General features: G+C 73.5%; 25 protein-coding genes. 19 read left to right on the top strand and 6 right to left on the bottom strand.

From position 1 onward, the window contains the following. The first annotated feature begins 1 nt into the window (after position 1). From Pdca_RS14455 to Pdca_RS14435, 5 genes are all read left to right on the top strand, one after another. Positions 2 to 1,165 carry an acyl-CoA dehydrogenase family protein gene (locus Pdca_RS14455; protein ID WP_085914379.1) on the top strand — a complete coding sequence of 388 codons (1,164 nt, stop codon included), beginning with the start codon at positions 2 to 4 and terminating at the stop codon, positions 1,163 to 1,165. After that, on the top strand, positions 1,158 to 2,225 hold the full coding sequence (locus Pdca_RS14450) for an acyl-CoA dehydrogenase family protein (RefSeq protein WP_085914380.1): 1,068 nt from the start codon (positions 1,158 to 1,160) through the stop codon (positions 2,223 to 2,225). The genes Pdca_RS14455 and Pdca_RS14450 overlap by 8 nt, the downstream gene beginning before the upstream one ends. Then, entirely contained in the window at positions 2,222 to 3,820 is a 1,599-nt protein-coding gene (locus tag Pdca_RS14445) for an AMP-binding protein (RefSeq protein WP_085914381.1), read from the top strand. The genes Pdca_RS14450 and Pdca_RS14445 overlap by 4 nt, the downstream gene beginning before the upstream one ends. Beyond that, positions 3,817 to 4,683, top strand: a complete 867-nt coding sequence (locus Pdca_RS14440; RefSeq protein WP_085914427.1) for an SMP-30/gluconolactonase/LRE family protein — start codon at positions 3,817 to 3,819, stop codon at positions 4,681 to 4,683. Before Pdca_RS14445 ends, Pdca_RS14440 begins: the two co-directional genes overlap by 4 nt. A 68-nt stretch (positions 4,684 to 4,751) precedes the next feature. Next, complete coding sequence (locus tag Pdca_RS14435; protein WP_158092232.1) at positions 4,752 to 5,963, top strand: TetR/AcrR family transcriptional regulator; 1,212 nt, start codon at positions 4,752 to 4,754, stop codon at positions 5,961 to 5,963. Positions 5,964 to 6,086: 123 nt separating this feature from the next. On the opposite strand, the gene Pdca_RS14430 is transcribed toward Pdca_RS14435, so the two are convergent. Both Pdca_RS14430 and Pdca_RS14425 read right to left on the bottom strand, forming a co-directional pair. Further along, positions 6,087 to 7,133 carry a BtrH N-terminal domain-containing protein gene (locus Pdca_RS14430; protein ID WP_085914383.1) on the bottom strand — a complete coding sequence of 349 codons (1,047 nt, stop codon included), beginning with the start codon at positions 7,131 to 7,133 and terminating at the stop codon, positions 6,087 to 6,089. A gap of 1 nt (position 7,134) precedes the next feature. Beyond that, positions 7,135 to 7,662 (bottom strand): PadR family transcriptional regulator, encoded by a 528-nt coding sequence (locus Pdca_RS14425; RefSeq protein ID WP_085914384.1) that lies wholly within the window; start codon positions 7,660 to 7,662, stop codon positions 7,135 to 7,137. Between the two features lie 334 nt (positions 7,663 to 7,996). On the opposite strand from Pdca_RS14425, the gene Pdca_RS14420 reads away from it, so the two are divergent. Continuing rightward, positions 7,997 to 8,593 carry a class I SAM-dependent methyltransferase gene (locus Pdca_RS14420; protein ID WP_085914385.1) on the top strand — a complete coding sequence of 199 codons (597 nt, stop codon included), beginning with the start codon at positions 7,997 to 7,999 and terminating at the stop codon, positions 8,591 to 8,593. A 32-nt stretch (positions 8,594 to 8,625) separates the two neighbouring features. Here the strand turns inward: Pdca_RS14420 and Pdca_RS14415 are convergent, their stop codons facing one another. Next, on the bottom strand, positions 8,626 to 8,901 hold the full coding sequence (locus Pdca_RS14415) for a hypothetical protein (RefSeq protein ID WP_085914386.1): 276 nt from the start codon (positions 8,899 to 8,901) through the stop codon (positions 8,626 to 8,628). Positions 8,902 to 9,069: 168 nt separating this feature from the next. Between Pdca_RS14415 and Pdca_RS14410 the strand changes: the two genes are divergently transcribed. The 4 genes from Pdca_RS14410 to Pdca_RS14395 all read left to right on the top strand — a co-directional run bounded on the left by Pdca_RS14410 (position 9,070) and on the right by Pdca_RS14395 (position 14,655). Continuing rightward, positions 9,070 to 10,023, top strand: coding sequence for a hypothetical protein (locus Pdca_RS14410; RefSeq protein ID WP_085914387.1), 954 nt, complete (start codon positions 9,070 to 9,072; stop codon positions 10,021 to 10,023). A gap of 36 nt (positions 10,024 to 10,059) precedes the next feature. Further along, a complete protein-coding gene (gene rnhA, locus Pdca_RS14405) occupies positions 10,060 to 10,536 on the top strand; it encodes a ribonuclease HI (RefSeq protein ID WP_085914428.1) in 477 nt (158 codons plus the stop codon). Continuing rightward, positions 10,533 to 12,662 carry a S9 family peptidase gene (locus Pdca_RS14400; protein WP_085914388.1) on the top strand — a complete coding sequence of 710 codons (2,130 nt, stop codon included), beginning with the start codon at positions 10,533 to 10,535 and terminating at the stop codon, positions 12,660 to 12,662. The genes rnhA and Pdca_RS14400 overlap by 4 nt, the downstream gene beginning before the upstream one ends. Before the next feature lie 112 nt (positions 12,663 to 12,774). After that, positions 12,775 to 14,655 (top strand): serine/threonine-protein kinase, encoded by a 1,881-nt coding sequence (locus tag Pdca_RS14395; protein ID WP_125911415.1) that lies wholly within the window; start codon positions 12,775 to 12,777, stop codon positions 14,653 to 14,655. On the opposite strand, the gene Pdca_RS14390 is transcribed toward Pdca_RS14395, so the two are convergent. Beyond that, a complete protein-coding gene (locus Pdca_RS14390; protein WP_158092233.1) occupies positions 14,649 to 16,571 on the bottom strand; it encodes a protein kinase domain-containing protein in 1,923 nt (640 codons plus the stop codon). The two genes, Pdca_RS14395 and Pdca_RS14390, sit on opposite strands and share 7 nt — an antisense overlap. Before the next feature lie 272 nt (positions 16,572 to 16,843). On the opposite strand from Pdca_RS14390, the gene Pdca_RS36080 reads away from it, so the two are divergent. The 9 genes from Pdca_RS36080 to pqqE all read left to right on the top strand — a co-directional run bounded on the left by Pdca_RS36080 (position 16,844) and on the right by pqqE (position 24,319). Beyond that, entirely contained in the window at positions 16,844 to 17,053 is a 210-nt protein-coding gene (locus tag Pdca_RS36080) for a rubredoxin (RefSeq protein ID WP_174824361.1), read from the top strand. A 20-nt stretch (positions 17,054 to 17,073) separates the two neighbouring features. Next, positions 17,074 to 17,835: a ribonucleotide-diphosphate reductase subunit beta gene (locus Pdca_RS14380; protein ID WP_085914391.1), complete on the top strand. Its 762-nt coding sequence runs from the start codon at positions 17,074 to 17,076 to the stop codon at positions 17,833 to 17,835. Positions 17,836 to 18,902: 1,067 nt separating this feature from the next. Next, entirely contained in the window at positions 18,903 to 19,364 is a 462-nt protein-coding gene (locus Pdca_RS14375; protein WP_085914392.1) for an MSMEG_3727 family PQQ-associated protein, read from the top strand. A 16-nt stretch (positions 19,365 to 19,380) separates the two neighbouring features. Continuing rightward, positions 19,381 to 21,069: a PQQ-dependent dehydrogenase, methanol/ethanol family gene (locus Pdca_RS14370; RefSeq protein WP_085914393.1), complete on the top strand. Its 1,689-nt coding sequence runs from the start codon at positions 19,381 to 19,383 to the stop codon at positions 21,067 to 21,069. A 45-nt stretch (positions 21,070 to 21,114) separates the two neighbouring features. Then, positions 21,115 to 21,207, top strand: coding sequence for a pyrroloquinoline quinone precursor peptide PqqA (gene pqqA, locus Pdca_RS14365; protein ID WP_085914394.1), 93 nt, complete (start codon positions 21,115 to 21,117; stop codon positions 21,205 to 21,207). A gap of 67 nt (positions 21,208 to 21,274) precedes the next feature. After that, the gene (pqqB, locus tag Pdca_RS14360) at positions 21,275 to 22,192 is read left to right on the top strand and encodes a pyrroloquinoline quinone biosynthesis protein PqqB (RefSeq protein ID WP_085914395.1); all 918 of its coding nucleotides are present in this window, start codon (positions 21,275 to 21,277) and stop codon (positions 22,190 to 22,192) included. Beyond that, entirely contained in the window at positions 22,193 to 22,879 is a 687-nt protein-coding gene (gene pqqC / locus Pdca_RS14355) for a pyrroloquinoline-quinone synthase PqqC (RefSeq protein ID WP_085914396.1), read from the top strand. Next, on the top strand, positions 22,866 to 23,210 hold the full coding sequence (gene pqqD, locus Pdca_RS14350) for a pyrroloquinoline quinone biosynthesis peptide chaperone PqqD (RefSeq protein ID WP_085914397.1): 345 nt from the start codon (positions 22,866 to 22,868) through the stop codon (positions 23,208 to 23,210). The genes pqqC and pqqD overlap by 14 nt, the downstream gene beginning before the upstream one ends. Further along, entirely contained in the window at positions 23,207 to 24,319 is a 1,113-nt protein-coding gene (pqqE, locus tag Pdca_RS14345) for a pyrroloquinoline quinone biosynthesis protein PqqE (RefSeq protein WP_085914430.1), read from the top strand. Before pqqD ends, pqqE begins: the two co-directional genes overlap by 4 nt. Positions 24,320 to 24,443: 124 nt before the next feature. Here pqqE and Pdca_RS14340 read toward each other — a convergent pair whose 3' ends face one another. Both Pdca_RS14340 and Pdca_RS14335 read right to left on the bottom strand, forming a co-directional pair. Beyond that, on the bottom strand, positions 24,444 to 25,469 hold the full coding sequence (locus tag Pdca_RS14340; protein WP_232021571.1) for a sodium:calcium antiporter: 1,026 nt from the start codon (positions 25,467 to 25,469) through the stop codon (positions 24,444 to 24,446). A gap of 251 nt (positions 25,470 to 25,720) precedes the next feature. Further along, positions 25,721 to 26,347, bottom strand: a complete 627-nt coding sequence (locus tag Pdca_RS14335) for an SMI1/KNR4 family protein (RefSeq protein ID WP_125911414.1) — start codon at positions 26,345 to 26,347, stop codon at positions 25,721 to 25,723. Between the last annotated feature and the right edge of the window lie 99 nt (positions 26,348 to 26,446).

Here is a 26,446-nt window from a genome sequence, read left to right as displayed (position 1 = left end):
GATGAGTTCCACCGAATCGGAGCTGCCGGAGTCGTTGCCGGACTTCCGGGCGCGCGCCCGGGCCTGGCTCGCGAGCACCCCTCCACCCGAGGTCCCGCCGGATCCCGATACGCGGTTCACCGTGCTGCGGCGCTGGCAACGGACCCTGTTCGAGGCCGGCTGGGCCGGCCTCGCCTGGTCGCGGGAGGCCGGCGGTGGCGGTCTCACCCACGCCCATCACCTGGTGTTCGTCGAGGAGCTCGTGCGAGCGCGGGCACCGCAGCCGATCGGGCTGATCGGCCTCGAGGTGGTCGGACCGTCGATCGACCGCTACGGCACCGACCGGCAGCGGCGCGAGCTGCTCCCCCGCCTGCTCTCCGGCGACGACATCTGGTGCCAGGGCTTCTCCGAGCCCGAGGCCGGGTCGGATCTGGCATCGCTGCGGACCCGCGCGGTCGCCGACGGCGACGACTACCTCGTCAGCGGGCAGAAGATCTGGACCAGCTGGGCTCACCAGGCGCAGTGGTGCGCGTTGCTGGTCCGCACCGACACGGCCGTGCGCAAGCAGGCCGGCATCAGCTACCTGCTCGTCGACATGACCAGCCCCGGGATCACCACCCGTCCGATCCGGCAGATGACCGGCGACCAGGAGTTCTGCGAGGTCTTCCTCGACGAGGTCCGGGTGCCGCGGCAGAACCTGCTCGGAGCGGAGAACGAGGGCTGGGCGATCGCCACGCACACCCTGGGCAGCGAGCGCGGAGCCGCGACGCTGCGACGCCGGGTGGAGCTGGAGGTGGCGCTGGACGACGCCGTCGACGAGCTCGGCGCCCGGGGCTCGCTCGACGGGCGGGCCCGGTCCGCGATCGGCCGGGCGCACATCGCCATGCGGGTTCTCGACGCCCAGACCCGGCAGACCACCGCCAGGCTGCTCGCGAACACCGGGCCGACACCGCTGGACTCGGTCGACAAGCTCGTGCTCAACGACGTGGAGCAGACCGTGTTCGCCGAGATCGCGGGCCTGCTGGGTCCGCTGCGGGCGGTGCCCGGTTCCCGGCCGGCCGGTCTGCGGTCGGAGCGCTGGGCCCACGACCACTTGTACTCGCGAGCCGCCTCCATCTACGGCGGCTCCGCCCAGATCCAGCGCACCATCGTGGCCGAACGACTCCTGGGGCTGCCCCGTGGCTGAGCACGACGACCTCGCATCCACCGTGCACGACTACCTGACCCGCAGCTACGACTGCGACCGGCGTCGCACGCTCCTCGGCGACGGCCCCGGCGGGGACGGAACCGGTTCGGGCTGGGACGCGGGCCTCGCGGCCGAGCTCGCCGAGCTGGGCTGGTACTCGGTGGCCGTCGCCGAATGCCGGGGCGGGATCGGGGCCACACCGGCCGATCTCGGCCCGCTGTTCGAGCAGTACGGGCGGCACCTGGTGATCGGACCACTGCTGGAGAACAGCCTGCTCCCGGCGCTGGTCGAACAGATCGGGCCGGATCCGGCGGGGACACCGCCGGCACTCGTCGATCCCGGCATCACCGACGACCGGGCTGCCGAGATCGGGTCGGTCTCCCGGACCGGGCGGGAGCTCACCGGCACCGTCGCCGCCGCACGCTTCGCCGCACAGGCGAACGTGCTCGTCGTACTCGCGGGCGCGGCGGTGTGCCTGGTCGACCCGGCCGCACCCGGGGTGCGCGTCGAGCCGATCGGCAGTGCCGATCCCGGGACCGCCTTCGCCCGGGTCCGCCTGGACGCGGCGAGCGCCGACCTGGTCGTCACCGACGGAGACCTCGTCGGGAGGATCCGGGCCTGGTCCCGGATCCTGCTCGCCTGCGAGCTCGACGGCCTCGCCAGGGGTGCGCTCGAACGCACGGTGGAACACGTCGGGCGGCGTGAGCAGTTCGGCAGGCCGATCGGCGGGTTCCAGGCCGTCCAGCACCTCGCCGCCGACATGGCGGCCCGCTCGACGGGCCTGCACAACCTCTGCCTGGCCACCCTCGCCGACGCCGACGGCGCGTCCACGGCCCGGCTGGACCTCCTGGCCTCGACGGTGAAGGCGCACGCGGCGCAGGCCGCGGTCGGTGTCTGCGAGGACGCGATCCAGCTGCACGGCGGCATGGGCTTCACCACCGAGACCGACGTGAGCTGGTACTACCGCCGCGCCCTCGCACTGCGCGGCTGGTACGGCGACGAGATCGAGTTGCGACACCGGATCGGTGCCGCACTCCTGGACCCCGAGGGGCGGATGTGACGACGACAGGGCTCGACGACGAGCACAAACGGCCCGACCGGCGGACGGGCCCGACCGGCCACCTGGTCGACGGCTACCTGGCCGCGGCCGCCGCCAGGACCCCGGAGGCGGTCGCGGTCGTCGACCGGGGACGGTCGTGGACCTACGGCGAGCTCGACGGCGCGGTGAACCGGTTCGCCTCGGCACTCCGGAGCCGCGGGATCGCGCCCGGCGACGTGGTCACCTGGATGCTTCCGAACTGGTGCGAGGCGATCGTCGTGCACCTCGCCGCGATCCGGCTCGGCGCGGTCAGCAACCCGGTCATCCCGATCTACCGCCATCGGGAGACGGCCTTCATCCTGCGTCAGGCCGCGTCGAAGGTGCTGGTCGTCCCGCAGCGGTTCCGGAACTTCGACTACCCGGCCATGATCGACGAGATCCGGCCGGAGGCACCTGCGCTCGGGACCGTCGTGGTGGTCGGTGGCGATCCCGGCCGCACCCGGTTCGAGGACCTGCTCGCGGAGGGCGCGGACACGCCGGTCGAGGTCGCGCGCGCGTCGGGTGACGTCGCCCTGCTGCTGTACACCTCCGGGACCACCTCGGCGCCCAAGGGCGCGCTGCACAGCCACGACACGCTCGACCACGAGAACCGCAGCATCATCGACTTCTTCGGGCTCTCCGCGGCCGACGTCGTGTTCATGCCGTCCCCGGTCGGGCACATCATCGGCGTGCTCTACGGGCTGCAGCTGCCGTTCATGCTGGGTGGGCCGGTCGTCCTGCTCGACGTCTGGGAGCCCGGCCGGGCGCTGGAGCTCATCGAGGAGCACCGGTGCACGTTCACCGTGGCGGCCACGCCGTTCCTGCACGGGCTCGTGCACCACCCGTCGCTGCCGGAGCGGGACGTGAGCTCGCTGCGGGTCTTCGCGTGCGGCGGCGCCGACGTGCCCCCGGAGCTGGTCCGGGCCGCGACCACGGCGCTGGGCTGCACGGTCGGCCGCGGGTACGGATCCACCGAGTTCCCCACGGCGACGGCCTGCAACGCCACCGATCCGCTCGCCAGGCGCGCGCTGACCGACGGCAGGCCGATCGGCGCCGCCGAGGTCCGGCTCGCGCCCGACGGCGAGCTCCAGGTACGCGGGCCCGAGCTGTTCCTGGGCTATCTGGACGCCTCGCTCGACGCGGCGGCCTTCACCGGCGACGGCTGGTTGCGCACCGGCGACCTCGCCCGGATCGACGACGACGGCTACGTCGAGATCATCGGCCGGCAGAAGGACATCATCATCCGCGGCGGCGAGAACATCAGCGCCAAGGAGATCGAGGACCACCTGTTCGAGCATCCCGCGGTCGCCGATGCCGCCGTCGTGTCGTCCCCGGATCCGGTGCTCGGTGAGCGGGTCTGCGCGGTCGTCGTGCCCGAGCCGGGCCAGGACGTGACGCTGCCCGGGATCGTCGAGTGGCTGACCGCACGGCGGATGGCCCGCCAGAAGCTGCCCGAACGCCTGCTCCTGCTCGACGAACTGCCCCGCAATCCCAGCGGCAAGATCCAGAAGTTCCACCTGCGCGACCTGGCCCGTGGCCAGGACTCCCCTCGACCCGACACGGGATGGACACGATGAAGCTGCACACCTACACCGGGTTCGCCTCCGGACACCGGTTCCTCGAAGGCCTGCGCTGGCACGACGGCGCATTGTGGGCCAGCGACTTCTTCACCGGCGCGGTGCTGACCTTCTCCCCCGGCGGCGACGCCACGACGGTCGCCGAGGTGCCGGGTGCGCCGTCCGGCCTGGGTTTCCTGGCCGACGGCACCGCACTCGTGGTGTCCCAGGCCGACGCGACGGTGCTGCGGATCGGCCCGGACGGCGCGCTGAGCAGCTACGCCGACTTCAGCGCCGTCGCCGGCGGCCCGGGCAACGACCTGCTCGTCGCCCCGGACGGGCACGCCTACGTCGGCAACTTCGGGTTCGCCGTCGGGACCGAGGACCCGAAGCCGACGGCGCTGGCGCACATCGATCCGCAGGGCACCGTGCACCGGGTCGACGGGGAGGTCATGTTCCCCAACGGGATGGCGCTGACCCCCGACGGGCGGCAGCTGCTGCTGGCGGAGACCTTCCTGCACCGGATCACCGCCTACGACCGCGCATCCGACGGATCCCTGTCGAACCAGCGTGTCTGGGCGCAGCTCCCGGAGACCTTCATGCCCGACGGCATCGCCCTCGACACCGACGGCGGCGTGTGGTTCGGCAACGCGCTCACCATGGGCGACGACGCCGGCTTCTACCGCGTCGTCGCCGGTGGCGAACTCACCGACAAGGTGCCCGTGACCGGGACGCAGGCCGTCGCCTGCGCGTTCGGCGGCGACGACCGATCGACGCTCTACCTGAGCTGCAACACCACGACGCTGGAGGAGTTCGTGCAGGGCCGGTCGGACGGAGCCGTCGCCGTCGCGTCGGTCGGGTACACCGGCGTACCCACCGCCTGAGCTCGGCACCCGGATCCGGCCGTGGTCTCCCTCGCCCTACGATGGCGGCGGCGAGAGGAGACCACGGCATGGACGCAGCGAGTGCGCCGCCGCGGCCCCGGCCCCGCAACCGGCGGGCCGAGATCGCCCGCAATGCCGGTGAGCTGTTCAGCGTGCGGGGCTTCCACGGCGTCCGGATGGATGACATCGCCGAGGCGAGCGGCATCACCGCCCGCGCTCTCTACCGCCACTACGCCAACAAGCAGGCCCTGCTCTCGCACGTCGTGCTCGAGGACCAGCAGCACGTCGTCGACACGATCACGGAGCTGGCCGGGCAGCCCTCCGGGCAGCGGGACCTCGACGCGACACTCATCGCGCTCACCGAGGCCGCGCTGGACAGCCGCCGGCTGTCGCTGCTGTGGCAGCGCGAGGCACGCCATCTCGACGCCGAGGACTTCCAGCTGGTCCGGAGACGGACACAGTGGATCGCGACGCAGCTGGAGGAGCTTCTGCTCACCGGCATGCGGCGCAGCCTCGGCGGTGCGGTCACCGAGATCCGGAGCTGGGTGATCGTCAGCGTGATCTCCGGGGCGGGGTTCTACGACAGCCCGCTGCCCCGCCCGCGCCTGGCCCAGGAGCTCGTCGCGGCGAGCAGGCGGGTGATCGACGCAGCGGCGGCGATCGGCCCGGACGAGCCGGTGCAGGCGGCCGACCGGGCGCCCCTCGCCCGTCGCGAGCAGCTCGTGTCCGCCGCGGCGCAGGAGTTCCGGGCCAAGGGGTTCGCCGGCGTCGGGATCGACGACATCGGCGGCCGGGTCGGCGTCGTCGGCCCGGCCCTCTACCGGTACTTCGACACCAAGGCGGACATCCTGATCGCCGCGGTCAACCGGCTGCACGAGTGGCTGGCCCTGGAGACCGCCCGCGCCCTGCGCACCCCCGGCCCGGACGACGCCGTACTGGGTCTGCTCGTCGAGGGCTACGTCCGGGTGGCGCTCGAGGCGACCGATCTGCTCGCCGTCTGGCGCACCGAGCGGCTCCACCTGCCCGACGCGGCCCGCGAGCGGATCGACCGCATCCAGGCCGACCACCTCGCGGAGTGGCAGCACTGGCTCGGCGTCGCCCGCCCCGATCTCCCCGACGCCGACGCCGCGACGCTGGTCACGACCGCCAGGACGATCATCGACGACTGCGCGCGGATCCCGCACTTCAGGCGGTACCCGGCGGTGGCGGCCGAGCTGTCGGGCGCGGCACTCGCCGCGCTCGGCCTGGGCCCGGCCGCGCCCGCCGGAGCCGAGAGCTGACGGCTGAGCCGAGCCAGTGGCCGAGCCCGGGGGCGCGGCCGAACCGGGAGCTCACGGCTGAGCCGGGAGCTCACGGCCGGGCCGATGGGAGCCCGGCCCGGGCCGCAGGATCCCGGGCGGCCCTCAGACGGAACGGAGCGCGGTCATCGCGGCGGTCTCGATCCGGGCGATCCGGTGCACCAGCTCCGCGGCCTCGGACAGCGGGTCCGCATCCTCGGTGCGGCCGGCGCTCTCGACCAGGCCCGCCACCCGGGTCCACAGCTGCGCCGACTCGTCGAACAGGTCACGGCCCTCGGTCACGAGATCAGTCGCGCGACCGGCACCGCCGGCGGAGGTTCCGTCGTCGAGCATCGGCAGGCACTCGGTCAGGAAGTCCCGGTAGAGGAACCGGAACAGGCCCCCGCCGGTGCCCCCGCGCTCCATCAGCATGGCGATCAGCGGCAGATCGTGTGTCGGATCGTCGACACGGTCGAGCCAGGACACGATCCGCTTCGCCGTGGTCGAGACACCGCGGCACCCGACGTTGGCGATCGGCGGCGACAGGAACTCCTCGGCGCACCCGACGATCGCGGGCCGGATCGCCGCCGCGACGTCGACCGGGGCTCCTGGCGCACCGAGGGTGAAGGACCGGTGCGGCGCCGACATCGGTCCCCGCGCGGCGCGTGCCCGGGCGAGGCTCTCCCGGCTGGTGCTGACCCGGCCACCCTGCTGCTCGGTGTCGAGCAGGTACACGGTGTCCGGGTCGTAGCCGTACAGCGCGACGACGTGACCGGCGAAGTGCACCCGCGAGGTGAAGTAGTCCAGGTCGTGGCTGTCGAGCTGCAACCCGACCGGGGCACCCGCATCGAGCAGGTCCTGCACCTGACTCCAGGCCTTCCGGGCCGATGTCGTCTCCTGGACGCGCAGCTCCAGGCCCAGGCGACCGGCCAGGTTCTGCGTCAGCTCGAACGGTTTCACCCGCCCGCCCAGGAACGGCACCGCCTGCCGCTTGGAATCCCAGTACACGAAGGACAGACCCTCGCCGAGGCCGAACAGCATGGGCTCGGAGAGGCGCACGCCGGCGTGCTCCAGCAGCGCACCGAGCGTGCTCGTCTCGCAATGGACGCCACCGGTGGCGGGCATCCCGTCCAGGACCACCGCCCCGGGCCCTGCGGTAACCGCGGTTGTCATCTCATTCATCGGACACCTGGACCCGCTCGGCGAGCCACGACCTTTCCGCACGTAGTTGGGACAGCGAGTAGGAGAAGAGCTCGAGCGCATGGCGCGGGAGCGGGTGCTGGGCCTCCCGGGTGGAGACCACCGACTCGATGCGCGCGTCGAGCGCCGCGAGGCGACCCCGCAGTGCCTCGTCGACCTCGTCGGGCGGCAGCAGGACCTGGTTCGCCAGGCCCGCCAGGAAGGACCTCGGATCGGTATGGGCGTCCGCGAGGAGTTCCCGGACGCCGTCGGCGGCGGTTCGACGCCCCTCCTCGGTGATCCCGAAGACCCGGCGGGACTTCGCGGACGGACGCGTGCCGGCCTCGACGGCCACGAGATCGCGCTTCTCGAGTTTGGCCAGCAGGTAGTAGATCGACGAGAAGCCGATGTCGGTCCACCGGCGGATCCCGCGCTGCTCGATGACCTGCTCGACGTCGTAGCCGTGGCGTGGCTGTTCGGCCAGCAGACCGAGGACGACGAGCTCTCCGGCGGTGATCTGCACCTATCTATTCTAGCACTAGAATATGCCGCCGCCGCGCCGGCCTACGTGCTGGACGAGCGCCTCGGTACGCGACCCTCGGCCGCCGGTGAGGATGTCGCCGGCGAACGGACGAACGACGCCACAGGCATGACCGACGACCTCGTCGTCAATTCCGATGACGCACGCACCACCCGATCGCCTACGTCCGATACGCCGGATGTGCGCGGTATGTTCTGTCGCGCAGGCGTTTCGCACGATCGAGAGGCGTGCGAGACCGCGGCCGGACGCGCTACCGGTGGGCCGGCGCTCCGGGTAGGTTCGCCTCCCGGTCGCGGCGACATGCGGAGGCTGCATCGTGACCCGATACGAACGGCTCTACCGGTTCGGGATCGTGCCCTGGGAGCGCTCCGGGCGGGCCACGATGACGGCCACCCGAGCCCACCTCGACCGTGAGCTCGCCGAGCGCGGCAGCCGGCCGGGCCGGGCCCTGGATCTCGGGTGCGGCCGCGGCCTGTTCACCCCTGAGCTGGCGAGCCGCGGCTGGGAGGTCGTCGGGATCGACAACGTGCCGAGCGCCGTCGACGCCGCCCGCCGCAGCGCCGTCCCCGGCGTCAGCTACGTCGTCGGGGACGTCACGGACCTGGCCGCCGCCGGGCTGGGCACCTTCGACCTGTTCCTCGACATCGGCTGTTTCCAGTGCCTCGACCGCGACCAGCGGCTCGCCGAGGGCCGCGGGGTGACCGCGCTCGCCGATCCGGGCGCGACCCTGCTGCTGCTCGCGTTCGGGCCGAACCGGTTGCGGTCGGTGATCGGCGGGGTCTCCCGCGCCGAGGTCGAGGAAGCGCTGGACGCGTGGGACCTCGTCCGGGTCGAACCGGCGGAGACAGCGGGACTGGGCTGGCCGATGAACCGCACCTCGCCGTGCTGGTATCGCTTCCGGCTGCGCGCCTGACGGCCGGCGTTCGCGCGGTCGCGGCCGGCAGCTCAGCCCGGCAGCTCCAGCCCGGCCCCCGCGAACAGCTCCCGCCACCGCTGTACCGGCAACCGCTCCCACGGCAGGTCGGCTCCGGCCCATGCCTCGGGTACCGCCCGCGCCAGCAGGCCGGGTGCGATCAACCCGGCGTCGTCCAGCTCGTCGAGCAGCTGCGGCACCCGGTTCCCGCCGACCCGGGCGACCGCGGCGTCCCATTCCGCCGCGGTGAGCGGGCGGTCCCGGTCGAGCAGCGCGTTCACCGTGATCTCGTAGAGGGCCTGGCTCACGCGGGTCAGGATGCACTACCGGTCGACGACCGGCTCCCACCCTCCGGCGATCCGATCGGCCGCTCGGCGTCCGGTGCGGGCAGTCGCCGTAACGGGGCGACCGGCTGCCGGGACTGCTCCGATCGGCCGCTGCGCCGGGCCGCGTTCCCGATCTACGGTCCACCACCGATGAGCGCTCCCCACGCCGACGACCGATCCCCCGCCCCGCCCGACCCCGCACGGAACGGCCACCCCTCCGCGACCGTGCTGGACGGGCCGTCCGTACCGCAGCCCCGCCCGCCGCAGGCGCCCCGCCCCGAGGCCGGCCTCCGGCCCGGGCAGGCCCCGGGCACGGCGGGTCCGGGAACCGCAGGCCCGGCAACAGCAGGTCCGGGCACCGCGGGCCCGGGAACGGTCGAGCTGACCGGTCCGCTGGCCGTGCCGGGTCCGCGTACCCCGCCGATGCCGTGGCCCGCCGTCTCCCCGGCGGCGGGCGCGCCGGGCAGACCGCTCGCCCACGTCCCCTCGGTGTACCCGCCGGCACCGCCGCCGCGTCCGGCGTGGCGCCGTGCCCTCGACACCGTCGACACCGGCCGGGTCGGCGCCGTCGCCGGTTCGATCCGGGAGCGGGTGCCGCACCGGATCGCGGCCGTCGCGGTCGCCGTGGCCCTGGTGCTCGCCGTGGTCGGCGCGCTCACGGCAGGCACCGACGGACCCGACACCGGACCCGGACCCACCGAGTCCGCGCAGGCCCAGGCCGCGCCGGTGGTGCCGGCCGATCTCGTCGCGGACAGCACGCCCGCCGATCCGGCCGGGTTCGGTGATCCGGCGGCGTTCAGCTCGCCGTCGGGCAACATCGCCTGCTCGATGGACACCGGAGAGGCCCGCTGCGACGTCACCAGCCGGGAGTGGGCGGCCGACGACTGCACGACCGACGCCGGGCTCGTCGTCGGCGGGGCCGCCGGATCCCGCGCGAGCTGCGAGCCGGCACCCGCGGCGACCGGCGACGCGGTGCTCGACTACGGCACCCACCTGACCCGCGGCGACCTCACCTGCGTCAGCCGGCGCAGCGGCGTCGAGTGCCGGGACGCCCGCACCGGGCACGGGTTCACGGCCGCCCGCGCGTCGTACCGGCTCTACTGAGGGGACACCGAGGCGATAACGTCGCGGCCCGTGACGGTGGTCGTGGAGATCTTCACCGACGGTGCCTGCGTCCCCAACCCGGGTCCGGGCGGCTGGGGCGCGGTGCTCCGCTACGGCACCCACGAGCGGGACCTCTACGGCGGCGAGCCGGGCACGACCACGAACAACCGGATGGAGCTCACCGCGCCGATCCGGGCGCTGGCCGTGCTGACCCGGCGCAGCGTCGTGCACCTGCACACCGACAGCACCTACGTGCGCAACGGCATCACCCAGTGGCTGCCCCGGTGGAAGACCCGCGGCTGGCGGACCGCCGCCGGTGAACCCGTCAAGAACGACGACCTGTGGCGCGAGCTCGACGCCGCCGTCCGCGGGCACGACGTCACCTGGTTCTGGGTGAAGGGCCACTCGGGCCACCCGGAGAACGAACGCGCCGACCGGCTCGCCGCGCAGGGCTGCGCGGAGGCCGGTGGCCGGCGTGCCCGCGAATCGCACACCCCGGAGAGGACCCCGTGACCGACTCGTTCCCCCGTCTGCACGCCCGCACCAGGCGGTTCTCGCTCGGTGTCCCGCGCGGCTTCACCGTCGCACCGGACGGTTCGCGGGTGGTGTTCCTGCGCAGCCGCTCCGGCACCGATCCGGTGACCTGCCTGTGGTCGATCGACGCCCGGACCGGCGTCGAACGGCTGCTCGTCGATCCGGCCGAGGTCCCGGGCCTGCCCGGCGAGGAGGACCTGCCCGCCGCGGAGCGGGCCCGGCGCGAGCGCGTCCGTGAGCAGGCCGGCGGCGTGGTCGGCTACACCTGCGACGACGCCGTCGAGCGGGCCGTGTTCGCGCTGTCCGGGCGGCCCTTCACGGTCTCACTGACCGGCGAGCCGGACGTCCGGCCGCTCGACGTCGGTGGGATCGAGGCCGTCGTCGACCCGCGGATCGACCCGACCGGGCAGCGGATCGCGTTCGTCGCCGAGCGGGCGCTGCACCTGCACGAGCTCGCCGGCGGGAGCACCACGGCGCTGCTCACCCCGGAGGGCGACGACGTCTCCTACGGGCTCCCGGACTTCGCCGCGGCCGAGGAGATGAGCCGCACCCGCGGCTTCTGGTGGTCCCCCGACGGCGCCGCGCTGCTGGTCGCCCGGGTCGACGAGTCCCCCGTGTCCCGCTGGTACATCGCCGATCCCGCGCATCCCGACCGGGTCCCCGCCGAGGTCCGCTACCCGGCGGCCGGAACCCCGAACGCCGCCGTCGGCCTGGAGATCGTCACCACCGGCGGCGCCCGCACCCCGGTCACCTGGGACACCGCGGGCTACGAGTACCTGGCGACCGCCCGGTGGGACGCGCACGGCCCGCTGCTCTCGGTGCAGCCGCGCGACCAGAGCGAGGTGCTCGTGCTCGCCGTCGATCCGCGGACCGGCGCGACGACCGCGCTGCACTCGCAGACCGACCCGGTGTGGGTGGAGAACGTGCCGGGCGTCCCGGCCCGGACCGCGTCCGGCGCGCTGGTACGGGCGGTGGACGACGGCGGGGCACGCCGACTCGTCGCCGGTGACACCGAGCTGACCGGCCCGGAGCTGCAGGTCCGCGAGGTGCTCGGGATCGACGGCGAGACCGTACTGTTCCGCGCGTCGCCCGAGCCGACCTCGGTGGCGCTGTACTCGGTCGAGCCGGGTGCCGGGCCGGTCGCGCTGTCCCCCACCGCGGGCCTGCACTCCGGGACCGCCGCCGGCGGCACCCTGGTCCGGATCTCCCAGGATCTCGACACCGCGCCGCACGCCGAACTGCTCACCACCGACGGCGCCGTGCACCCGGTGACCGGGCACGCCGTCGATCCCGGCCTCACCCCGGCGGTCGCGCTGCACGCGTTCGGCGAGCGGGAGCTGCGATCCGCGGTGCTGCTGCCCACCGGACACGTGCCCGGGACCCCGCTGCCGGTGCTGCTCGACCCCTACGGCGGGCCGCACGCGCAGCGCGTCCTGCAGTCCCGCAACGCCTACCTGACCAGCCGCTGGTTCGCCGACCATGGGTTCGCGGTGCTGGTCACCGACGGGCGCGGCTCCCCCGGCCGCGGCCCGGAGTTCGAGCGGGCGATCCACGGCGACCTGGCCGGGCCGGTGCTGGACGACCAGGTCGCGGCGCTGCACGCGGCGGCGCAGGAGTACCCGGACCTCGACCTGACCCGGGTCGGGATCCGCGGCTGGTCGTTCGGCGGGTACCTGGCCGCGCTGGCGGTGCTGCGCCGCCCGGACGTCTTCCACGCCGGGATCGCGGGCGCACCGGTGACCGACTGGACGCTCTACGACACCCACTACACCGAGCGCTACCTGGGGCTGCCGGGCGGTGAGCCGTACCGCCGCTCGTCGGTGATCGACGACGCCGCGATCCCGCCGACCGAGCAGGCGCCGCACCGGCCGCTGATGATCGTGCACGGACTGGCCGACGACAACGTCGTCGCGGCGCACACCCTGCGGCTGTCGTCGGCGCTGCTCGCCGCCGGTCGTCCGCACCAGGTGCTGCCGCTGTCCGGGGTCACGCACATGACACCGCAGGAGGTCGTCGCGGAGAACCTGCTGCTGCTCCAGGTGCGGTTCCTGCAGGAGGCGCTCGGCATCGCGGGTCGGTTCCCGCCGCTGAACGTCCGGGGCTGAACGTCCGGGGCAGGACGTCCGGGGCAGGACGTCCGGGGCAGGACGTCCGGGGCCGAACTCGGCGGCCCGATTCGGACCCGGCGTCGTGCGGCGAGGCATTAGTCTCACGAGCGTGACGACTCCTCCGGAACCGGACGATCCGCACACGGTGGGCCGGTACCGGATCACCGGAGTACTCGGCGCCGGTGGCATGGGCCGGGTGCTGCTCGGCGAGGCGCCCGACGGTCGCCGGGCGGCGATCAAGCTGGTGCATCCCGAGCTCGTCGAGAGCGAGGGGTTCCGGGCCCGGTTCCGCCGGGAGGTCGCGCTCGCCGCGCAGGCCCCGCCCGGCTGGACCGCGGCGTTCCTGGACGCCGACCCGGACGCCGCGCAGCCGTGGCTGGCCACCGCCTATCTCGACGCGCCGACCCTGCACGACGAGATCGCCCGCGCCGGCACCCTGTCCGCGGACCGGGCCGCCGATCTCGGCGTGGGGATGGCGTCGGCGCTGGCCGCGCTGCACGCGCGGGGCCTGGTGCACCGGGATCTGAAGCCGTCGAACGTGCTGCTCACCGGCGGCGGCCCGCGGCTGATCGACTTCGGGATCTCGCGGGCGATCGACGGCACCGCGCTGACCGCCACCGGGCAGGTCATCGGCACCCCGGAGTACCTGTCGCCGGAGCAGATCACCGGCACCCCGCGCGCCGGGACGGCCGCGGACCTGTTCGCGCTCGGGTCGCTGCTGGTGTTCGTGACGAGCGGGCGGACGCCGTTCGGCGGCGGGGGCACCGCCGCGGTGCTGTCCCGGGTGGTGCACGGCGAGCCGGACCTCCCGCCCGGCCTCGGCCGGATCGAGCCGGTGGTGCGGATGCTGCTCGACAAGGATCCGGCGGCCCGGCCGACCGCGGAGCGCACGGCCGAGCTGCTGGCCGGCGGCCTGCCCGCCGGACCGCCCGAGGAGGGCCGGACGGTGCTGCTGCACCGCCCACCGGACGGTGCCGTTCCCGCCCCGGGTGGAACCCCCGGCCCCGCCGGTACCGCCCCCGGCCAGAGTGGAACGACCGGCGCTGCCGCCGGCCCAGCCGGAACGCCCGGCACCGCACCCGGCCCAGCCGGAAGGCCCAGCGCCGCACCCGGCTCGGCCGGAACACCCGGCACCGCACCCGGCCCAGCCGGAACACCCGGCGCCGCACCCGGCCCGGGCGGCACGCCCGGTCCCGACCGGGCCGCCTCCGCGGCCGGTGCCGCGCGGACCGGTCCGGACGGCACCCGGGTGGCGGACGGCCCGCCCTGGACCGGTACCCCGTCCCCGTACGGCGACCGCGCACCGGGCCCCATCCAGGGTCCGCTCCCCCCGCCGACCCTGCTCGGCGCACCCCCGGCGACCGCCGAACCGTGGCGCAGGCGCCGGTGGCCGCTGGTGGCGGGCGGGATCGCCGTCGTACTCGCCCTGCTCGTGGTCGCCGTGCCGGTGCTGCTGTGGGGATCCGGGGGCTCCCCGGCGGAAGGGACATCGGCCGGGCCCGGCCCCTCGACGACCGCGCCCCCGCCGCCACCCCCGCCGAGCACCACGGCCCCGGCACCGACCACACCCGCCGGGGACACCGCCGATCTACTCGCCGGTGCGACCGTCGTCGACACCTCGCAGGAGGTCCGCTACGTCGATCCGTCGGGTGCGCTGCGGTTCAGCTCCCCCAGCGGGAACATCGCCTGCGCGCTGGAGCCGTTCGAGGTGCGCTGCGACGTGCTCGAACGGACCTGGGAGGTGCCGCCGGTCCCGGCGTCCTGCCAGCAGGCGTACGGCACCGGGACCCGGCTCGCCGGGGCCGCCGCCGGTGAGCTGACCTGCGTCGGCGACACCATCGCCGATCCGTCGCTGCCGGTGCTGGAGTTCGACCGGGCGTTGCGCAGCGACGAGATCACCTGCGTGAGCCGCATGACCGGGGTGGAGTGCCGCAACACCACCACCGGGCACGGCATCGCCGTGGCCAGGGCGTCGTACCGGGTCTACTGAGCCGTGACGATCCGCAGCGTCCGGCCGGTACTCAGGTAGAGCGCCCGCCCGTCCGGTGCGACGGCGAGATCGGCGGCGGCCCCGGAACCGGGGATCTCGGCGACCGTCTCGAGGGTGCCCGCGTCCACCACCGTGACGGTGCCGGTCGTCGCGTCGAGCGCGAACACCAGGCCCGGCGCCGTGGCCAGCCGCGCCGCGGGCACGTCGGAGCGGGTCGCACGGACCGTGCCGTCCGCCCCGAGCAGCCGCAGCCCGGGCACGCCGTCGGCCGTCCCGGCGACGGCCACCACGACGTCACCGCCGGGCAGCGCCACCAGGTCCGCGACGTCGTCTGGCCCCGGGACGGCGGTCGCCGCGGCCGTCCAGGGCGGGCGCACCGTCTCGATCCGGCTGCCACCCCCGGGGTCCGATCCGGCGACCACGATCCCCCCGCCCACCGAGCCGGCTGCTCCGGCTGCGACCGGGCGGGTGGCCGGCTCGATGCTGCCGAGCGGCCCCAGCGTCACCGGGTCGAGCGCCGTCACGGTGGACGAGCGCGGATCGGTGACGACCACCGCGTCCGGCCCGGCGACGACGTCCGGCGACCACACGATGTCCGCGCCGCCGCCGGTGCCGATCTCGGCGGTCGCGGTGACCGTCAGGTTCGCGGTGTCGACCGAGACGACCCGGGTCGGCGTGCTGCTCAGCACCACGTACAGCCGGCTGCCGGCCGGGCTCACGGCGAGCGCGGCCGGGAAGCCGCCCACGTCGACCCGTCCCAGCACCTCGCCCGCCGGGTCGAGCACGGTCACCGCACGGCCGTCGGGATCGGCGACGTGGATCCGTCCGGCGGCGGCCACCACCCGATCGGCCCGGTGCCCCAGCTCGACCACCGGTCCGGGCGCCGTCGGCGGCGGGACCGGTGCGGTGGCGGCCGGCCCGGCCCCGGGGCCGGGGGCCGAGCCGGGGTCGGCGTCCAGATCGGCGTCGACGACGGTCACCTGGTCCCCCGCCGGGTCCGGATCCGGTCCCGGGCCGGGGGCGTCCGGACGCAGCAGCACGAGGGCCGGCACCACCACCGCCACCGCGGCGAGCACCGCGACCGCGGTCCGCCGCCCGCGCCGCCGGAGCCGGCCGAGCAGCGCCGCGGCCGACGGCCGCTCGGCGGGATCGCGGCGCAGGCAGGCCGCCGCGACCGCACGCAGCGGCTCCGGCGTCGCGCCCAGCTCGGGGCTGCCGTGCAGCAGCCGGTAGAACACCGCCGGGACGGTGTCGCCGGGGTAGGGCGATGCCCCGGTCGCGGCGAACACGAGGACCGCGCCGAACGCGTGCACGTCGGCGGCCGGGCCCGGCTCCCCCGCTTCCCCGGCCGCCTGTTCCGGAGCCATGTACGCGGGTGTGCCGACGGTGCTCCCGGTCCGGGTCAACCGGGTGTCGCCGGGCGTGTGCGCGATGCCGAAGTCGACCACCATCGGCCCGCGCGGGGTGAGCACCACGTTCGCCGGTTTCAGGTCCCGGTGCACCAGCCCGGCCCGGTGCATCGCGGTGAGCGCCCGCAGCAGCCCGGTCGCGAGCCGGGTCAGCTCGCGCCCGCGCAGCGGGCCGCCGTCGCGGACCCGACGCTCCAGGGTCGGCCCGGTCAGCAGCGCGGTGGCCACCCAGGGCGGGTCGCCGTCCGGATCGGCGTCGACGACGGGTGCGGTGTAGCGGGCGGGCATCCTGCGGGCCGCCTCGACCTCCCGCCGGAACCGGCTGCGGAACCCCGCTCCGGTCGCCCGCTCCCGCCGGACGATCTTCACCGCGACCTCGCGCCCCCGGCCGTCGACGGCGGCGTACACCTGCCCGGAGGCCCCGGACCCGAGCAGCCGGCCGAGCCGGTAGGGCCCCATGGTCTCCGGTGCGGATTCGTCCGCACCGGGCCGGACGGGATCGGTCATGGTCACGAGCTTCGCATGCGACCGGACACCGCCGAGGGCGAAACACGTGTTTCCGCTTTCCCTTGCGATCGGAGCACGGGGTGTGGCTCCCTGGGAGAGGCGACGCCCCGTCCGCGCAGGACGGGGGTGTCCGCGTCCGCGACGAGGCGATGAAGCCGTGGGAGTCACATGACGACACTCGAGGATGCCGCCGTGCACCCGCCACCACCCACCATCGGCCGCCGGGCGACATCCCGGCCGCCCGGCGGGATCGCGCATCCGGCGGCCGGGACATGAGTGTCGGTGCGGCGGAGGCCGCGGCGGAGACCCGGTTCTGGGTCTGTGAGCCCTGCGGGTTCGTCTACGACCCGGACGAGGGCGACCCGGACAGCGGCATCCCGCCGGGGACCGCGTTCGAGGACATCCCGGACGACTGGATGTGCCCGATCTGCGGTGCCACCAAGGCGGACTTCCGGCTGCTGGAACCGGGCGAGGACTTCTAGGGGAGCGAGGACGCAGCCTCATGATCACCGGATACCGACACTTCGTGACCCTCGCCGACTCGATCCAGTGGGACGAGACGGCGATCGACTACACCGCCGACCGTGCGGCATGGCCCCGGCTGACCGAGACCGAGCGCACCCGGGTGCTCGGCCTGCTCGCCGGGTTCTGCATCGCCGAGTTCGCGGTCGCCGGCCAGCTCGACGCGTACCGGGCGGCGGCGCTCGACGACTCGATGGAGGCCTGCTTCCGGGCCCAGGCGCGCGACGAGGCACGGCACGCCCGCTTCTTCGACCTGGTCGCCGCCGACGTCGCGGGTGTCCCCGGGGACACCCCGGCCCAGCGGCTGGACGTGCTGCGCGACCGGGCGGCCCCCGAGCTCGTCGACCTGCTCGAGGTGCGCCTGCCGGAGACCGCCCGCCGGCTCGCCGACGACCGCCAGGACCTGACCTCGGCGGTCGGGCTCTATCACATGGTGATCGAGGGTGTGGTCCTGCTGGCCGGGCAGCACGCGATGCTCGCCACCCTGGACGGGCTGTCGGTCGCGCTGCCCGGCATGCACAAGGGCGTGGAGCTCGTGCTGCGCGACGAGCGCTGGCACATCGGGTTCGGCTCGCGCATCGTGCAGAGCGCCGACATCTGCCCCACGGAGGCGGACGCGATGCTCGAGCAGGCCGAGACCGCCGCGAAGGTCTGGGGCGATCTCCTCACCGAGGACGCGATCGAGACCGCGATGCGTCAGCACCGGCGGCGGCTCAAGGCCGCCGGGATCAAGTTCTGGTGATCCCGCGCCGCGCCGTGCGGCACCGCGGTGAGCATCGGTGCCCCGGCCGGGGCCGCGCGCACCGGGCCCACCCGGTCCCGGCACCTCACCCGAAGGTCAGGTGGGCCGGTACCGCGGCGCCGCCGACCGGCCCGGGGCGCTCCGGGCCACCGCGGACCGTGCTGCCGCCGGCGCCGGGCGGGCGGGCCCGCTTCCGAATGGGTCACCCGCTCACGCCCGGTCGAGCACGCCGGACGGCTCCGGGAAACATGTGTTTCATTCCCTCGGTCACATCGACGGAGCACCGGGAATGCCGGACCGCGGCGATCGCGGCAGCGACCACCGGAGCACCCCGTACACCATCCACACCGGACGGAATCGGATCCGGAACGATCACGAACCGGACGAACAGCGCACGTCACAGGCCCGCAACGCCCTCGCCGCGCCGGAGCACGATCCCGGCCGACGCCGCCCCGAGCCGATCCCCCAGGCGCCGTCGGACAATTCCGGGAATCACCCGGAATTGTCGCCCAACAGCAGCAGGGCGAGGCCGCCGAGACCCCCTGAAAATGGGGGCGAAAATCCGAAGATTCTGCGCGCAACGCCCCGGAGAAATGCGCACACCGGCGCCGGGCGAACGTCTCTGGCAGTCACCGAATCCGGGCGGCCGGCCACCGGCGGACGCCCCGGCGGAGACGCCGCCGGAGCCATCGGCGAGGCACCGGAGATCCACTGACACCACCCCTCGCCCGTCCAGCCCGAGTCGTCGCGCGATCTTCGGAATCATCGCGCTGACCTCGACGATCACCGGTAGACTCGACGCAGTGCGAAGGCATCGGGGAGGCGTCGGAGCGCCGGCCCGCGCGCCCGGGCGCCCCGCGCCGCCGAGCCGGCCGGCCCACGCCACAACGGTCCGCTCCGCAATCCAGCGGACCCGGGCGGCCGCCCGGATTGACCATTCGAGGGCGCGTCCGGAGGGCCCGTGATCTTTATTGTGAATGAGCCGGGGTCCGGGGTTGACGACCGCCTCGACGCAGTGTGAAAGTGATCATGGCACCGCCGACAATTTCGCTCGGGAGGATATGTCAATGACGACGACCGAAGATCGATCGGCCGAGCTGGCCGCGGCCGGTCTGGACGGCCAGAACAGGACAGCACTCGGTCGGCTGCTCAACACCGGCAGCATCGGATACGCCGAGGAGGGGACCGACGGCGTGCTGCGCGCGACCATCCGGATCCCGGAGGACGAGCTGCGGTACGAGCCCTCGATCCTCATCTTCCCGCGGGGTGGCGACATCGAGCTCACACTCCTCAACGACGACAAGAACACCCACTGCGCCGTCCTCCCGAGCAACGGGGATCCCAAGTTCCTCTGGCTGGTGAACCACGCCAAGGGGATCGCCCGGCTCAACCTGGACGGACCGGGCACCTACTACTACGGATCCCAGAGCGGCAACGACGAGGGCCGCGGTCTGACCGGTGCACTCGTCATCAGCGGTGAGGTCCCCGACCACGCGAAGCTCGACCGTCCCCCGCAGCCGCGCCCGTAGAACAGGAGCACCAGAGATGACCGACTACGTCGACGCGGGCGAAGCGATCCCGCACTCGCAGCTCAGCGCGGTGAAGGGCATCGCCCCCGCCACCACCAACGTGGACTACGAACGGATCCGGGCCGCCACCTCGGAGCCGCAGAACTGGCTCACCTACTACGGCACCTACGACGGCAAGCGGTACAGCACGCTGGACCAGATCAACAAGGAGACCGTCCGGCGGCTGAGCCCCGCATGGGTGTTCCAGGCCGGTGCGACGGGCATGCAGTCCGGCGCGTCGACCTACTCCTTCGAGGCGTCCCCGCTGGTCGTCGAGGGCGTCATGTACGTGTCCGGCCCGGACGGCAAGGCCTGGGCGATCGACGCGACGACCGGCGAGGAGCTGTGGCGCTACAAGCACGCCTCGCCCTACGACGTGTCGCTGTGCTGCGGCAACGTCAACCGCGGTCTCGCCGTCGGGCACGGCAAGGTCTACATGTACACGCTGAACGCGCACATCATCGCGCTGGACGCGACGACCGGCGAGAAGGTCTGGGACATCACCAACGGTGACGTGCGGGCCGGTGAGAGCGGCTCGGTCGCACCGCTCGTCGTGAAGGACCTGGTGATCGTCGGTAGCGCCGGCGGGGAGTTCGGCGTCCGCGGCCACCTGGACGCCTTCGACGCACACACCGGTGAGCGGCGCTGGCGCTGCTACACGGTCCCCAAGCCCGGCGAGCCCGGCTCCGAGACCTGGCCGGACGACGGCGAGGCCTGGCAGCGCGGCGGCGCGAACTGCTGGGTCACCCCCACCTACGACCCGGAGCTGGAGCTGCTCTACCAGGGCACCGGCAACCCGGCACCGGACTTCGACGGCGCGGTCCGCCCCGGCGACAACCTCTACACCGACAGCGTCGTCGCGGTGGACGTGAACACCGGTGAGATCCGGTGGCACTACCAGTTCACCCCGCACGACCTGTGGGACTACGACTCCACGATGGAGAACCTGCTCTTCGACGCCCCCGACGGGCGCAAGCTGCTCGCGCACGCGGACAAGAACGGGTACTTCTTCGTCCTCGACCGCACGAACGGCGAGCTGGTGCGGGTCTTCCCGTTCGTCGACCGGATCACCTGGGGCGAGATCACCCCGGAAGGCAAGGTGACACCGAAGATCTATCCGGACGAGGAGGGCGTCCCGGTGCACTTCTGGCCGGGACCGGCCGGGGGCAAGGAATGGACGCACATGTCCTACAACCCCCACACCGGGCTGATCTACGTACCGGTGCAGGAGGTCGGGGCGACCGCCACCCGACGGCGGCGTGAGTTCAAGGAGTCGATCCCCTACTGGGGCGCCGGTGTCGCCGTGGACATCGAGGACTTCTACGGCTTCGTCGCCGCCATCGATCCGTTGACCGGCGAGGAGAAGTGGCGCTGGAACAACGAGTACCCGATGTGCGCGTCCACCCTCACCACCGCGGGCGGGCTGGTCTTCCAGGGCACGCCGACCGGCGAGTTCGTCGCGCTGGACGCCGACACCGGCGAGAAGCTGTGGTCGTTCCAGTGCGGTAGCGGGCACCACTCCAGCCCGACGCCGTTCAGCGTGAACGGCCGCCAGTACATCGCCGTACCGACCGGCTGGGGTGGATGGATCGAGGGGTTCCTCCCCGGCCTGCTGGGCGCCGCGGCGGGTGACGCGCTGTTCTGCTTCGCCCTGCCCGAGGACTGACCCGGCCGCACACTTGTCCGCAGACCCGCACGAGAGGAGGTGAACATGGACTCCACCACCGAGTGGGAGGCGCCCGAGTTCGAGGAGATCGGCTGCGCACCCGAGGTCACGATGTACATCGCCCGCACCGAGGCGTGACGGGATGAACGTGGCAGGGGCGCCGGACGTCGTCCGGCGCCCCTGCCACGCCCGGAGGAGGAGAGCGATGCGACTGCGCGTCCTGGGCGCTGCGGCCGGCGGGGGCTTCCCGCAGTGGAACTGTGGCTGCCCCGGCTGCCGGGCGGTCCGCGACGGGTCGAGGCCCGCGACACCACGCACCCAGTCGTCCATCGCGGTCAGCCCGGACGGCGACCGGTGGTGGCTGGTCAACGCCTCACCCGACGTCCGCACCCAGCTGGCCGACGCGCCGGCGCTGCACCCCGTCGGGGATCGCGGCACCCCGCTGCAGGGGGTGCTGCTGACCGACGCCGAGATCGACCACACGCTGGGGCTGGTCCTGCTCCGCGAGGGCGGCGGGGTGCACCTGCACGCCACCGCCGCCACCCACCGCACGCTGCGCGAGGGCACCGGGCTGCTGCCCACCCTCGAACGCTTCTGCCCGGTCAGCTGGACCGAGGTCGTCCCCGGCGCGGACCACGACCTGGGTGGCCTGAGCTATCGCGCGTTCGACGCGCCGACCGCCAAGCACGACCGGTTCGGACCACCGCGCGACGCGGGCGGGACGGCAACCGGAAGCGGCGCGGGCCGCGTCGTCGGGTACCGGTTCACCGACACCGCCACCGGGCGGGTCGCGGTGTACCTGCCCGGCGTGCAGGCCCTCACCCCCGAGGTGCTCGACGAGATCGCCGGTGCCGATCTGCTGCTCGTCGACGGCACCACCTGGCACGACGACGAGCTGGTCCGGCTCGGGCTGGCCGCGAAGACCGCGCACGACATGGGGCACCTGCACGTCGGCGGGCCGGGCGGCAGCCTCGACGTGCTGACCGCACTCGACCTGCCCCGGATCGTCTACGTGCACGTCAACAACACCAACCCGATCCTGCTCGAGGACTCCGACGAGCGCGCCGAGGTCGAGAAGGCCGGCGTCACGGTGGGCCACGACGGGCTGGAACTGGAGGTCTGAGTGACCGCATCCGACACGCTGGTGGACCGCCTGCGCGCGCACGCCCGCAGCTACCACAGCGCGCACCCGTTCCACGTGCGGATGAACGAGGGCACCCTGTCCCCCGGCCAGATCCGCGGCTGGGTCGCGAACCGGTTCGCCTATCAGGAGGCGATCCCGGTCAAGGACGCGGCGATCCTGTCGAACTGCCCGGACGTCGCCGTCCGGCGGCGCTGGATCCGGCGGATCACCGACCACGACGGCACCGAGGCCGACGGCCCCACCTCCGGCGGGATCGAGGCATGGCTGCGGCTCGGCGAGGCGTGCGGACTGTCCCGCGAGGAGATCCTCGACCACCGGCACCTGCAGCCCGGGGTCCGGTTCGCGGTCGACGCCTACGTCGACTTCGCCCGCCGGCGGCCGTGGGTCGAGGCGGTCGCGTCGTCGCTGACCGAGCTGTTCGCGCCGGATCTCATGGCCGAGCGGCTCGCCGCCTTCGAGAAGTACTACACCTGGATCGAGCCGGACGGGCTGGAGTACTTCCGCAACCGGCTCCATCAGGCGCCGCGCGACTCCGAGCACGCCCTGGAGATCGTGGTGGCGCACTGCCGATCCGCTGCCGAGCAGGATGCCGCGGAGGCCGCGCTGTCCTTCAAGTGTGATGTCCTGTGGGCCATCATGGACGGGATCGACCATGCCTACGCGTGACGGGGTCGCCACGGTTCCCGCTCCCCGGCACGGCGAGGGAGGTGCGGCCGAGGTGATCAGCGGGCAGGCACGACCCCGGCTCGGCCGGTTCGTCCGGATGCGACCGGACCGGCCGACCGGCGGCTGGGTGCTGCTCGGCCCGGAGACCGTCGTCGTGCTGAACCGGACCGGTCATGCGGTGCTGCGGCTGTGCGACGGCGAGCGCACGGTCGACCAGATCGTCGCCGCGCTGGTCGAGGGGCACGACGACGCCGACGAGTTCACCGTCGGCGAGCAGGTGCGCGGGTACCTGGACCGGCTCGCCGACCGGAACCTGGTGGCGTGGTCGTGACCGCTGACCGCACGGCGGATGCGGCGCCGCAGGCACCCCGCCCGTTCGGGCTGCTCGCGGAGCTGACCTACCGCTGCCCGCTGGCCTGCGCGTACTGCTCCAACCCGATCGAGCTGGCCCGCTACGACGACGAGCTGAGCACCGCCGACTGGCAGCGGGTGTTCACCGAGGCCGCCGATCTCGGTGTCCTGCAGTGCCACCTCTCCGGTGGCGAGCCGCTGCTGCGCCGCGACCTGCCCGAGCTGGTGCGCACCGCGGCCGGGCTCGGGATGTACACGAACCTGGTGACCAGTGCGATGGGGCTGTCCCGGCGACGCGCCGAGGAGCTGCGCGCCGCCGGGCTCGACCACGTGCAGGTCAGTGTGCAGGCCGACGAGCCGACCACCTCGGACCGGATCGCCGGTATCCCGTCGTTCGAGCGGAAGCTGGAGGCCTGCCGGCTGGTCCGCGAGCTGGGCTGGCCGCTGACCGTCAACGTGGTGCTGCACCGGCAGAACATCGACCGGGTCGCGGCGATCCTCGACCTGGTCGAGGACCTGCAGGCCGACCGGGTGGAGCTGGCCAACACCCAGTACTACGGCTGGGCCTGGAAGAACCGGACGGCGCTGCTGCCCAGCCACGAGCAGCTCGACCGGGCCGAGGAGATCGTCACCGCGGCCCGCGACCGGCTCGCCGGCCGGATGGAGGTCGTGCACGTCCTGCCCGACTACTACAGCCGCTATCCGAAGCCGTGCATGGGCGGCTGGGCGCAGCGCCAGCTCACCGTCGCTCCGGACGGCGACGCGCTGCCCTGCCCGGCGGCGCAGACCCTGCCGCTGCCCCGCGCCTCGGTCCGGGACGCCTCGCTGGCCGAGATCTGGCACTCGGCGCCGCTGTTCACCGCCTACCGCGGCGAGGACTGGATGCAGGACCCGTGCCGGACCTGCGACCGCCGCGAGCTCGACCACGGTGGCTGCCGCTGCCAGGCGTTCCAGCTGACCGGCGATCCGGCCGCCACCGACCCGGTCTGCCACCTGTCCCCCGAGCACCACCTGATCACCGAGGCGGTCGACGAGGCGAACCGGCCGCTCCCGGTGGACCTGGAGCTGGTGCCCCGCCCGCACCGCTGAGCGGGGCCCGGGCCAGGCCACCGACGGCAGGGAGGGCCCGCCCTCCGACGGCGGGGACGAGCCGGCCGCCGTCGGCAGGGACGAGCCGGCCGCCGACGGCGGAGACAGCCCAGTCGTCGTCGGCTCAGTCGTCGTCGGCGGGGACCACGCCGAAGACCACGAAGCTGACGATCCAGTACAGGACGTAGGCGGCCAGCAGCACGACGCCGTGCCAGCGGCGCAGGCGCCCGGTCCACAGCGCGTAGGTCGAGAACCCGATCAGCAGGATCAGCGCCGGTAGGTGCCAGACGAAGACGTCCTCGGTCACCTCGATCTCACCGCCGGCCAGAACGATGATCCCGAGCTTGGCGGTCACCGAGAAGACCACCGAGCCGATCACGTTGCCGATGCCGATCAGCGGCGCACCGCGGCGGGCCGGTTCGACCGTGAGGAAGATGTCCTCCAGGGTCAGCACCAGGGTCGCGATGGTCGCACCGAACACGGTCCCGGCGATCCCGAACTCGTCCAGGATCCCCTCGGTGCCCTCGGTCATCACCCAGGCACCGATGACCAGGCCGGCCAGCGACAGGAAGGCGAGCCCGAGCAGTGCCCAGCCGGGCAGGTGCCGTTTCGAGGTGATCGGGATGTCACCGGTGTGCGAGAGATCGTCGGATGCGGTGCCACCGCGGACGTGCCCGGCCCGTTCCATGACCTCGCTGTCCCGGAACATCGGTACCGCCCGGGTCCGCTCGCGCACCGCGACGTAGGCGACGAACGCGACGAAGAGCGCGATCAGCAGGATCGCGAGACCCGCACCGACCTCACCGACGAACGCCAGCCCGACCAGCACCAGCGGGGACAGCGCGAAGATCACCAGGTAGTCCTTGGGCACGTCGACCCGGCACGGCACCAGCAGCGCGGCCAGTGCGAGCACGACGCCGACCATCGAGACCACGGTCCCGAAGACGACGCCGAGCGCGACCTCCTCCATCCCCTCCAGATTCAGCGCGACGCCGAACACCAGGTCGTCGAACTCGATTCCGGTGAAGATCACCGCGAGCAGGAATACCGAGATCGCGAGCCCGCGCGCGGCCCCGACCAGATAGGTGATCAGCTTCTCCGCGCTGTAGATCAACAGCGCCGCACCGGCGGCGAAAATCAGAATCGACATCATCGGCGATCGGGCCCTTTCACGATGCCGGCATCACCGACCAGCGCGAACGCGCCGACGGTCACGATCGGCTGTCATTACTCACGACATGTTGTCCGGGCAGCACGAATCCGGAGTAGCCCGTCCGGGACCCGCGACGCATAGATGCTCGCAAACATGTGTTGCAGACAACAGTGTTGATTTTCGCCACGCATCGGAGCACCATTGCCCGGTTGCGGCGAAACGTCCCCGACGGCCGATTGCCACTCGGGTCAGCGTAGGGCGCGGACGTCCCAGAACAGGAACGGGTCGCCCGGTCGCGCGGTGGGCGGCGCGGGCAGCGGCGACGCGGCGAGACGCCGCAGATAGTCCGCGACACCGGTGCCGATCCGGCGGCGCTCGTCCTCGTCCGGCCCGGCGACGATCAGCTGGCCGACGGTGCCACCCGGCTCCGGGACCGTGTCGACCGCGATCGAGTTGCCGCCACCGTCGGTCGCGACCGGCCACCAGCCGGCGTCCCAGTAGCGGGCCCGCACCGGATCACCGTCCCGGACGGTGATCGCGTCGTCGAAGTCCGGGTTCGACTCCCCCGGGCCGACGAGCTCCACCCAGTTCCGGTACTCGCGCAGCGCCTGGCCGAGCGGGAGCAGCGCGTACGTGCCGGGGAACAGCGTCGTCGTCACCGGGAGCGGCCCGGCGTCGGGCTGCTGACCGTCGGACAGCTCGTACAGCGCACGCAGGCCGGGCTGGAACGGGCGGCCGAACTCCTGCTCCGCATCGGCCACCGCGGCCGGCTCGGCGGGCGGCGCGGCCATCGCCGAACCGGGATAACCGGCCTGGTCCAGGGTGCTCAGCCAGGCCACCCAGGCGTCGCGAACGTCGCCGTCGGATTCACGCACCCGCGCAGCCTGCCACGCCGTCCCCCGCCGCGGCCCGGCGGTGCGGTTCTGGCAGGGTCGCCCCGGACAGCCGACCGACGTCGGAGACACCCCAGCACT

The sequence above is a fragment of the Pseudonocardia autotrophica genome, from assembly GCF_003945385.1.
In the GTDB taxonomy this organism is placed as follows: domain Bacteria; phylum Actinomycetota; class Actinomycetes; order Mycobacteriales; family Pseudonocardiaceae; genus Pseudonocardia; species Pseudonocardia autotrophica.
Note: the sequence above shows the minus strand (reverse complement) of the source record. Positions and strands in the feature narration are given on the sequence as shown.